Source organism: Pseudomonas sp. EpS/L25 (assembly GCF_001512295.1).
Taxonomy (GTDB): domain Bacteria; phylum Pseudomonadota; class Gammaproteobacteria; order Pseudomonadales; family Pseudomonadaceae; genus Chryseomonas.
Genome location: NZ_LNUP01000015.1, coordinates 861,354 through 870,358, shown reverse-complemented (window position 1 = coordinate 870,358; position 9,005 = coordinate 861,354). Strand labels below are relative to the sequence as shown.

Here is a 9,005-nt window from a genome sequence, read left to right as displayed (position 1 = left end):
GATGTTCGGCTGGCTGAAGGAGAGTCGCAGGATCGGCACTCGCTACGACAAGCTGGCAAAAAGTTTCGCGGCGATGGTCACGCTCGCTTGCACGCTGCGCTGTCTGCGCCAGTATTTTTCGTACAGAGCCTAGGAGGCGCCCCCGGTAGACGCTTTCGAGTGGTATCCCGTAAGCAAGGCGGTGGCCAGCGTGAAGAAAGATAGCTCAGACCTTCTTACCCTGATCGCCCCCCCTTACTGAGAGCACGATGCCCAACGCCTCCGAGATGCCACGGACCGGAAACCATCGGATTACTTATCGGATGACTTCCAATCAGGCTTATTAGTTGATGCCCAAGGAGTATGTGGGCCCCCAAGCTGATTGACCGGAAACTTTTCGTGCCTGCACCTTGAGGGGGCGATATGCCAGCTGTTTAAGTATTTTTGCCATTTTCGGATATCCGTAGTCTGCAGGATCTTGAGCGTGCAGGACTTGATCTACCTCCCCAAGTATCTTAACCATTTTGACCTGCTCTAATTCACAACGCATTTGGTGCTGCTGCGTTTGTTTGCAGCTCTCAGTGTCGTAATTAATACTGGGCGGGTCGGCGAAGAAACCGTCAATCAAGACTACCTCACCTGCAGTTGCATCGAAAGTGGCAAATTCTTTAGATAAATGAACAGTGACGGTCCGGCCCTCGACATCCCGCTGCGTAATACTCTCTCGCCAGCCAGCAGCGCTCGTTTGTCGTTTTACATCGTAAGACTGTGTGTCGACGTAAGTGCACTCGCCGTTTACAACGCGAACTTGTGTGCAAACTTTTTGTTCGACCGTTTCCGTCCTATAGGTAGCATCTTCCCATTTCTGACCACGGTCATACTCTCTGAAGCTCTTAGGTTCGAAAGTAGCGTAACCCAAGGCCGAAGGTCTACTGCCACGGTCGCCGGGAGTTGCAAAAGCCGGTGTCCGTGGCAAATCATAAGTCAGGCCCGAAATCGAATATTGCCCTGGATTTATCAAATAGATTTTGTACAAGGTACGGCCAAAAACCACTTGAAAATATGAGCCTTGCTCAGTACCTATGTCAGTAGTTTGGGTGTCGTAGCCTACCTTGAACACGGAAGATGGGTCACGTGTATTTGTCCAATCAGTGACTGCCGAGCGCAACTTTAAAAACTCCATCGTTGAGTCATTGTTTTTAAAGTCTACGTTTAAACTGTCTAGGCTGGCGGTGGGTACAACCAAAATTACCTTTCCTGCTGACTTGGCGTTGGCGAAAAGATCATCTTCAACTTGGTGGCGTTTGGCGGTTTCTTTATCCAAGCTCGATCCTTGGCCTGTACTGGCTCGCTCAATGGACTGTATTGGTACACATCCTGACAACAAGCTGAAACAGGATCCTGTGAAAGCTACCAGAATCAATCCACGAGATGTATTGGCCATTTTTAGCAACGACCCGCAGCCTTGGTCAAGGCATTGCATGAGGTGGAAGTCGTCTTGGGATCCTGAGCTTCTGCACCGTCAACAGGGCCTGAGCACAGAGTGTCCGAATTTATAGCACCATAAGCCGAAGTGTAATAGCAGTTATAAATTCCTTTACTACTCTGCACTCTGAATTTAACAGAGTCAATAGAGGTGCTGCGATCGAGGATCTTCAATCGGTCGGGCGAAGTGTTCAAAGCCACACCTGCTTTTTTCTGCAAATCGTTGTCAGTTGCCATAGACGATGCGATGCTGCCACACCCAGCCATCAGCAAGACAACAAGTCCGGAAAACACAAATTTCAAAACTTGATTACTCGACATGACGCACAGCTCCGCTATAAAAGCCATTAGATTCAATCAATAGTCTTACCACGAAACTAAACTACTGACACTACCAAGCCTAATTTCTCACCCTTAAAGAAAAACCTGCAATACTACAAATGTACTATTGCGCAAGCGAAAGAAGCCGGCGTCGCGCAAGCTCTTCAGAAAAATATCGACACGCAAATAACTTAATACTATAAAATTATTCAAAAGAACTAAGCGAAGCATTCTCTGCAAACTGGCTCTCATTCTTACCCATCAACTCAGCCGTGCGACAATCAAGTGCACGAGCAATCTTGAGGATGTTTACTAGCTTGGCGCCTCATAAATAAAGTACATATTTATATGCTCTATGCTCGTAGATACTTTTACGAACTTGGAGCCAGAAATGAGAATAAGTCGCCCTGCTGCTCCCGTCGGTGAGGCGCGCCTTAACCATTCGTATCTTTTCACCCCGTTTACCATGCAGGTTCAATTTATTTCAGGACAGCAACAAAATCACACGCCGTCATAGGTGGCGACTCCGTTTCGGAATGGCTTCCACTCATTTTCAGGAGTACCGGGAAGGCAGATCGCCACGGTCACCTGCTGCCCAGCCTGTGGATCGGCCGGCTTCATGGCCACGTGACGATAGACCGTGAAGTCGGGCCTATACATCGTCGAACTCTGACTCCGATGGTATTCCCAGATGCCATACCCATTCGCGGTACTCACCTGGCGCTCCAGGTTGATCACGCTGCCTGTTTCCAACCGAATCACCAGCATTGGGATAGCCCCCATACGAAAGCGGGCATCATAACCTGCCTGCTCCGACCAACCGTCCGAAGGTCGACATCCGGCCCCAATCAATCCCGAAACCTAACCTCCTGAGACCTAGATAAGGTTTCCCGCTGACCCCACGCTTGCCTTTTGCGACCTTGCTCATCGTCCCGAGCGAGGTCTCTTATGAAGCGCCCTTCCCTGTCCCAATCACTCTACGCCCTTGGCTTCCTGACCCTGTCCAGCGCATGCCTCTACCTCTTCCTGCAGCTCAAGCACGTCGACCGAGACCTCGACGCTGCAGCTGGCCAAGACATGGTTCAGGCCATCACAAAGCGTCTGGACGGCATGGAGGACCGCCTTGATCGCTTCGCCAACGGCAAGCCCGTCCAAGACGCCGACTTTCGGGCAAGTCAGCAGGCGCTGTCCCAACGGATCGATACTGCACAGGCCATGTTGGTGGAGATCCAACGCGCCAATCAGACCGCTCTGCAGGGGATGGCTCAGGCAGGCGATCTGGTCGTGCTCGAGGCCAGGCTCGAAGGTCTGCAGAACGACCTCGGGGATCTGCGCAAGAAAGCGGCGGAGCCTGCCAAGGCACCACCGCCACTGATCGTTCCCAAACAGCGGCCTACGTCAGTGGCGACGCGCAAGCCTGCGTCCCCCAAACCCATCGAGACACCGCCCCCCTTCACCGTCGTCGGCATCGAGTACCGCGGCGGTGAGCGCTTCCTCTCGGTCGCTCCGCCCGGCAGCACCCAGCTCAGCGAACTCTACCTGGTGCGGCCGGGCGACAACGTCGGCGGCACCCGCTGGCGGCTGGCCAACCTCGATGACCGCCAGGCGCAGTTCAGCGTCGACGGCGCCACCCGCACCCTTTCCGTCAAGTAGCAGAGGCAACCCATGCGCTCCCAGTTCCCCGTCATTCCGGCGAGCCTTGCGCTCGCCCTCGCTCTGCTCTCTCCGCCCGCGCCGGCACTCACCGCTGACCAGGTCACCCCCCAGGTCTTTTCGGGCGAAACGGGTACCACTGAGCGCCAGAGCGCGGTTCAGCGCAACGATAATGCCGTTGCCCAGGAATGGGGCCTGAGCAGTCAGGAGTTTCAACGCTACCGGACCCTGATGCAGGGCAGCCGCGGCGTTTACTCGCCCGGACTGGATCCGCTCACTGCCCTGGGCATCGAAGCCCAGTCCGATGCCGAGCGGCGCCGCTACGCCGAGCTGCAGGTTCGCGCCGAGGCGCAGCGGGTGCAAAAGGAGTTGGCCTACGAGCAGGCCTACCGCGATGCTTGGAATCGCCTGTATCCGAACCTGCAGCCGGTGCAGGTCGGCAGCCAGTCAGCACCCCAGGCCAGCCCGGCAGTACGTGGCAATGGGCGACTCGCGGTATTCGTCACCGACAACTGCGCCGCCTGTGCCGAGCGGGCCAAGGCCCTGCAGAGCGCTGGCCAGGCCTTCGACCTCTATTTGATCGGCAGCCAGAACGACGACGCTCGGATCCGCCGCTGGGCCGTGCTCGCCGCCATCGATCCGGCCAAGGTCCGCTCCCGGCAGATCACCCTCAACCATGACGCCGGCCGCTGGGTCCAGCTTGGCTTGGGCGGTGAGCTGCCCGCGGTCGTCCGCGAGGTGAATGGGCAATGGCTCCGGCAATGATCCGGGCGCTCGGCGCCGGCCTGCTCCTACAGGTGCTCGCGATAGGCGCGCAGGCCGCCGAGACCCCGCCGCCGGCCTATCAGTTGGCCGCCTACCAAGCTGGCATTCCCTCGGAGGTCCTGTACTCGGTCGCCCTGCAGGAGAGCGGCACCCGCCTACGCGGGAGGGGGACACAGCTGGTCCCCTGGCCATGGACGCTCAACGTCGCCGGCGCCGGTTATCGCTTTGCCACCCGCGCCGATGCCTGCACCGCGCTCCTGGTCGCGCTCAGCACCGCTGGCGCCAAGCGCGTCGACGTCGGCATCGCGCAGATCAACATGGGCTGGAACGGTCACCGCTTCGGCCGTGGCGTCTCACCCTGTGAGGCGCTCGATCCCTACAAGAACCTGGCGGTCGCGGCGCGAATGCTGGCCGAGCTGCGCGGCCAGGGCGGCGAATGGATCACCGTCGCCGGCCGCTACCACCGTCCCGCCGGCGGCGCCCCTGCCGCCAAGTACCGCAAGCTCTTCGCCAAACACCTGAGCCGGGTCACCGGCCTGAACCTCCTGGCCACGAATCCATGAAGCAGATCCTCTCACTCCTCGCCCTGACCCTGCCACTGGCCGCCCAGGCCGCCAGCCTCACCGTGGTCGAAGACCGTGGCGGCGTCTCCGCCCTGCCCTACTACCAAGGCCTCAATCCTGAGCCTGTGCAGACGCAGCGCCAGGCGCCTTTGCCACAGCCATCCCTGGCCCTGGGCTTTCCGGTGCGCTCGCAGCGCCTGACCCCCGGTCCGGTTCAAGGTCGGGCGCTCAACGCACCCGGCCTGCAGCCCTTTTTCCTGGTGGGCGACGACGAACTGTCTCGCCGGTGGCTGGCCAGCCGCGGCGAGACCCTGCAACGCCTCGGCGCCGCCGGCCTGGCCGTCAACGTCACCAGCGCCGAGCGCCTCACCGTGATCCGCAGCTGGGCCAGCGGCCTGGCCATCAGCCCGGTCGTCGGCGATGACTTGGCCAGTCGCCTGGGGCTCGCTCACTACCCGGTCCTCATTACCCCCACTGCCCTTGAGCAATAGGAGTATCCGATGCCTAGTCCCCAACCTTCGTACCTGACCCTGGTGATTCGCCTGCCCCAAGGTCAAGCAGCACGTGCTGCCTTGGCAGGCGACGTCGAGGTCCTGGTCGATCTCCATGGTGGCGAGGTCACCGGGCGTTCAATCGATGATGAGATGACGCTCAGTGAGCGCTTCGAAGCAGCGCTGCCGCCCGGCGAGGCCGAAGCCATCCGCGAGGAGCATGCCGCTGGCCTGCCGCTACCAGGCGCTGACGAGCTGGGGCGCTGACCATGGCCCGCAACCATGCCCTAGACACCCTACTGCGGCCCGCCGTGGAGCTCTACACGGTCCAGGTGTGCCTGGCCCTGGCGTTCCTGTGCGTTTTCGCCCCCTGGGCCGTGGCCCTGACGCCGTTGTTCGGCCTGGTGACGGCCGTCGTCTTCCTCGGTTTCGGGATCTACCGCTTCCGCCAGGCGCTGCGCGTACTCCGCTACCGACGCAACATCCGGCGCCTGTCACGCTACAGCATGACCAGCAAGGAAATCCCGGTCAGCAATGAGCGCCTGTTCATCGGCAAGGGCTTTCGCTGGGAGCAGAAGCACACCCAGCGCCTGGTCGATACCTACCTGCCGCAGTACGCCCCCTACGTCGAGCCGTCGGAGTGGACCAACAAGGCGCGGCGCCTCGAGGCGCGCTTGGAGTTCGCCCCCTTCCCGCTCACCCTGCTGGCCAAGGCCACCGCCTGGGACAACGCCGCGAACCCATTCCGGCCGCTGCCCCCGGTGGGCGGTCTGCCGCGGCTACACGGCATTGAGCCCGAAGAGCATGACGTCACCCTGCCGCTGGGCGAACGGGTGGGTCATTCCATCGTCCTGGGCACCACTCGGGTCGGCAAGACGCGCCTGGCCGAGCTCTTCATCACCCAGGACATCCGCCGCAAGCGGCGCGGCCAGCATGAGGTGGTGATCGTCTTTGATCCCAAGGGCGACGCCGACCTGCTCAAGCGCATGTACGTCGAGTGCGAGCGCGCCGGCCGGGCCAACGAGTTCTACGTCTTCCACCTGGGCTGGCCGGACCAGTCCGCGCGCTACAACGCGGTCGGCCGCTTCGGCCGCATCTCCGAGGTGGCCACGCGCGTCGCCGGTCAGCTCTCCAGCGAGGGCAACTCGGCGGCGTTCAAGGAATTCGCCTGGCGCTTCGTCAACATCATCGCCCGGGCCCTGGTCGCCCTCGGCCGGCGGCCGGACTACCTGCAGATCCAGCAGCACGTCATCAACATCGAAGGGCTGTTCCTGGAATACGCCCAGAAATACTTCGATGAGCACGACCCCAAGGCCTGGGAAAAGATCATCTTCATCGAGAGCAAGCTCAACGATAAGAACGTCCCCTTCAACATGAAAGGCCGACCGCTGCGGGTCATCGCTATCGACCAGTATCTGAACCAGACGCGCGTGCTGGATCCGGTCATGGATGGCTTGAGGTCGGCTGTCCGTTACGACAAGACCTACTTCGACAAGATCGTCGCCTCGCTGCTGCCGCTGCTGGAGAAACTCACCACCGGCCGCATGGCCGAGCTGATCGCCCCGGACTACCACGACGTCAACGACCCGCGGCCGATCTTCGACTGGATGCAGGTGGTGCGCAAACGCGCCGTGGTCTACGTCGGCCTGGACGCCCTCTCCGACACCGAGGTCGCTGCGGCGGTGGGCAACTCCATGTTCTCCGACCTGGTCTCGGTGGCCGGCCACATCTACAAGTACGGCATCGATGATGGCTTGCCCGGGGAAGCCAGCAGCAAGGTGGCCATCAACCTGCACGCCGACGAGTTCAACGAACTGATCGGCGATGAGTTCATCCCCATGATCAACAAGGGTGGCGGCGCCGGCCTGCAGGTGACGGCCTACACCCAGACCCTGTCCGACATCGAGGCCAAGATCGGCAACCGCGCCAAGGCCGGACAGATCATCGGCAACTTCAACAACCTCTTCATGCTGCGGGTGCGGGAGACGGCCACAGCCGAGCTGCTCACCAACCAGCTGCCCAAGGTGCAGGTCTTCACCGCTACGCCGGCGAGCAGCGCCAGTGACGCCGTCAACGGGAAGACCGCCTTCACCTCCAATACCCATGACCAGCTCAGTGCCACCAGCGTGCCCATGCTGGAGCCTGCCCATGTGGTGGGCCTGCCCAAGGGCCAGTGCTATGCGCTGATCGAGGGCGGCAACCTGTGGAAGGTACGGATGCCGCTACCGGCGGTGGATCCGGATGAAGCGATGCCCAAGGACCTGCAGGAGCTGGCGGAGAAGATGCGCAAGGCCTACCAGGTGGGTCAGGCCACCGGCAGTGAGTGGTGGGAGGCTCCAGGCCAGCGCCGGGTCGCAGACGACCTGCCCCTAGACCTGCAGGACGACTTCCGGCAGATGGCCCAAAGCGCCGCTGACGAAGGAGACGCGGCATGACCAGCGACCTCGATCATGCCCGCCTCGTCGCCCTGGGCGCCGCCTGGTTGCGCCGGCAGGGCTTTCCCCTCGTCGCTACAGAGCTGCGCTGCTTCGGCTCCCGCGAACAGCCCGATGTGCTGGGCTTTCGTAGCAACTGCTCGACGCTGATCGAGGTGAAGATCAGCCGCGCGGATTTCCTCGCTGATCGCCACAAGCCCGAACGCGCCGCTGGCGGCCTGGGCCTCTACCGCTTCTACCTCTGTCCCGAGGGGCTGCTACAGGTAGCGGACCTACCGTCTGGCTGGGGCCTGCTGGTGGCCACCGGCCGCCAAGTGACCGAGGTCGTGCGCCCACGCGGCAACCTCTGGCCACCAGCGGGCCGCGCCGGCGGCACCGAGTGGGAGGCCTTCCAGCACCAGGCGAATCTCGCCGCCGAGCGCCAGGCGCTTTTCTCGATCGCCCGGCGCGCCAGCGCCGCTTCAAGAGGACGCCGATAATGGCTGACGTCGCCCAACGTGCCCAGCAGCAACAGGTCAAGGAGCAGACCTTCATTGGCTCAGTGCTCAGCTTCCCCTTCCACTTCATCGGCGTGATGTTCCTGTCCCTGGGCGGCGCCATTCTGGTGGATTGGCTCTGCCTGTATTTCCTATGGCCAGAGGCGGGTTGGCACCATGCCAAGGGCATGCTCGATCACGAGCTGGCCTGGTTGTCTCAGGGTTTCCTGTCCAGCGTGGTGGTCCAGGAGCCTGGACGCACCGCGACCTGGTTGGTAGGGCTGCTCTACGACTGGCTATTCGTGAAGACGGGTCTGATCCACTGGTTGATCGGCATACAGCAGCTGGCCGCTGCCGGCCCGCGCGGCGAGCTGGATCTGCGCTACCTGGCCGCACAAAGCATCACCACGGTGCAGACCTACGGGCTGTCTGCCCTCTTCACCATCCTGGTGTTCTGCGTGCGCCTGGTGATCCTGACCCTGGCGGTACCACTCTTCGCCATGGCCGCCCTGGTGGGTTTCATTGACGGCCTGGTGCGGCGCGACATCCGCAAGTTCGGCGCCGGCCGTGAGTCCAGCTACTTCTACCACAAGGCCCGCAGCACCCTACTGCCGCTGGCCCTGTTGCCCTGGTCGCTCTACCTCGCCTTGCCGATCAGCGTAAGCCCGCTCCTGGTGCTGCTGCCGTGTGCAGCGCTGCTGGCCCTGTCGGTGAACCTTACGACCGCATCCTTCAAGAAATACCTGTAGCCACCGGCGTACTCCGCGACCACCACCTTGTCACGGAGAACGCTCAATGATGCCTAGATGCAGGGGTGGTATTGAACCCCTGTCCCAG

At 61.3% G+C, this 9,005-nt stretch carries 11 protein-coding genes and 1 pseudogene; 9 read left to right on the top strand and 3 right to left on the bottom strand.

The annotated features are described in order from the left end of the window. A pseudogene (locus tag AR540_RS25035) lies at window positions 1-133 on the top strand (IS5/IS1182 family transposase); the annotation flags it as partial. Between the two features lie 189 nt (window positions 134-322). On the opposite strand, the gene AR540_RS25030 reads toward AR540_RS25035, so the two are convergent. From AR540_RS25030 to AR540_RS20525, 3 genes are all read right to left on the bottom strand, one after another. Next, window positions 323-1,303 (bottom strand): hypothetical protein, encoded by a 981-nt coding sequence (locus tag AR540_RS25030; protein WP_236712101.1) that lies wholly within the window; start codon window positions 1,301-1,303, stop codon window positions 323-325. Between the two features lie 122 nt (window positions 1,304-1,425). Then, window positions 1,426-1,785 carry a hypothetical protein gene (locus AR540_RS25025; RefSeq protein WP_153014283.1) on the bottom strand — a complete coding sequence of 120 codons (360 nt, stop codon included), beginning with the start codon at window positions 1,783-1,785 and terminating at the stop codon, window positions 1,426-1,428. Between the two features lie 501 nt (window positions 1,786-2,286). Further along, window positions 2,287-2,523 (bottom strand): hypothetical protein, encoded by a 237-nt coding sequence (locus AR540_RS20525; RefSeq protein ID WP_236712100.1) that lies wholly within the window; start codon window positions 2,521-2,523, stop codon window positions 2,287-2,289. A 210-nt stretch (window positions 2,524-2,733) separates the two neighbouring features. Between AR540_RS20525 and AR540_RS20520 the strand changes: the two genes are divergently transcribed. Genes AR540_RS20520 through AR540_RS20485 form a run of 8 tightly spaced genes read left to right on the top strand, consistent with a single transcriptional unit; the run spans window position 2,734 to window position 8,917 of the window. Next, window positions 2,734-3,438, top strand: coding sequence for a hypothetical protein (locus tag AR540_RS20520; RefSeq protein WP_065242554.1), 705 nt, complete (start codon window positions 2,734-2,736; stop codon window positions 3,436-3,438). A gap of 12 nt (window positions 3,439-3,450) precedes the next feature. Then, on the top strand, window positions 3,451-4,203 hold the full coding sequence (locus AR540_RS20515) for a TIGR03759 family integrating conjugative element protein (protein WP_059231533.1): 753 nt from the start codon (window positions 3,451-3,453) through the stop codon (window positions 4,201-4,203). Further along, window positions 4,188-4,766, top strand: coding sequence for a transglycosylase SLT domain-containing protein (locus AR540_RS20510; protein WP_059231530.1), 579 nt, complete (start codon window positions 4,188-4,190; stop codon window positions 4,764-4,766). The genes AR540_RS20515 and AR540_RS20510 overlap by 16 nt, the downstream gene beginning before the upstream one ends. After that, on the top strand, window positions 4,763-5,257 hold the full coding sequence (locus AR540_RS20505) for an integrating conjugative element protein (protein ID WP_059231527.1): 495 nt from the start codon (window positions 4,763-4,765) through the stop codon (window positions 5,255-5,257). The genes AR540_RS20510 and AR540_RS20505 overlap by 4 nt, the downstream gene beginning before the upstream one ends. A gap of 9 nt (window positions 5,258-5,266) precedes the next feature. Further along, window positions 5,267-5,524 carry a hypothetical protein gene (locus AR540_RS20500; RefSeq protein ID WP_059231525.1) on the top strand — a complete coding sequence of 86 codons (258 nt, stop codon included), beginning with the start codon at window positions 5,267-5,269 and terminating at the stop codon, window positions 5,522-5,524. Window positions 5,525-5,526: 2 nt separating this feature from the next. Next, a complete protein-coding gene (traD, locus tag AR540_RS20495) occupies window positions 5,527-7,692 on the top strand; it encodes a type IV conjugative transfer system coupling protein TraD (protein WP_059231523.1) in 2,166 nt (721 codons plus the stop codon). Beyond that, window positions 7,689-8,171: a hypothetical protein gene (locus AR540_RS20490; RefSeq protein ID WP_059231521.1), complete on the top strand. Its 483-nt coding sequence runs from the start codon at window positions 7,689-7,691 to the stop codon at window positions 8,169-8,171. The genes traD and AR540_RS20490 overlap by 4 nt, the downstream gene beginning before the upstream one ends. Next, window positions 8,171-8,917: a TIGR03747 family integrating conjugative element membrane protein gene (locus AR540_RS20485; protein ID WP_059231519.1), complete on the top strand. Its 747-nt coding sequence runs from the start codon at window positions 8,171-8,173 to the stop codon at window positions 8,915-8,917. Before AR540_RS20490 ends, AR540_RS20485 begins: the two co-directional genes overlap by 1 nt. The last annotated feature ends 88 nt before the right edge of the window (window positions 8,918-9,005 follow it).

Coding starts and splice junctions, on each gene's coding strand:
- AR540_RS25025 (WP_153014283.1), bottom strand. CDS start 1,785: ATGTCGAGTAATCAAGTTTTGAAATTTGTGTTTTCCGGACTTGTTGTC.
- AR540_RS20520 (WP_065242554.1), top strand. CDS start 2,734: ATGAAGCGCCCTTCCCTGTCCCAATCACTCTACGCCCTTGGCTTCCTG.
- AR540_RS20515 (WP_059231533.1), top strand. CDS start 3,451: ATGCGCTCCCAGTTCCCCGTCATTCCGGCGAGCCTTGCGCTCGCCCTC.
- AR540_RS20510 (WP_059231530.1), top strand. CDS start 4,188: ATGGCTCCGGCAATGATCCGGGCGCTCGGCGCCGGCCTGCTCCTACAG.
- AR540_RS20505 (WP_059231527.1), top strand. CDS start 4,763: ATGAAGCAGATCCTCTCACTCCTCGCCCTGACCCTGCCACTGGCCGCC.
- AR540_RS20500 (WP_059231525.1), top strand. CDS start 5,267: ATGCCTAGTCCCCAACCTTCGTACCTGACCCTGGTGATTCGCCTGCCC.
- traD (WP_059231523.1), top strand. CDS start 5,527: ATGGCCCGCAACCATGCCCTAGACACCCTACTGCGGCCCGCCGTGGAG.
- AR540_RS20490 (WP_059231521.1), top strand. CDS start 7,689: ATGACCAGCGACCTCGATCATGCCCGCCTCGTCGCCCTGGGCGCCGCC.
- AR540_RS20485 (WP_059231519.1), top strand. CDS start 8,171: ATGGCTGACGTCGCCCAACGTGCCCAGCAGCAACAGGTCAAGGAGCAG.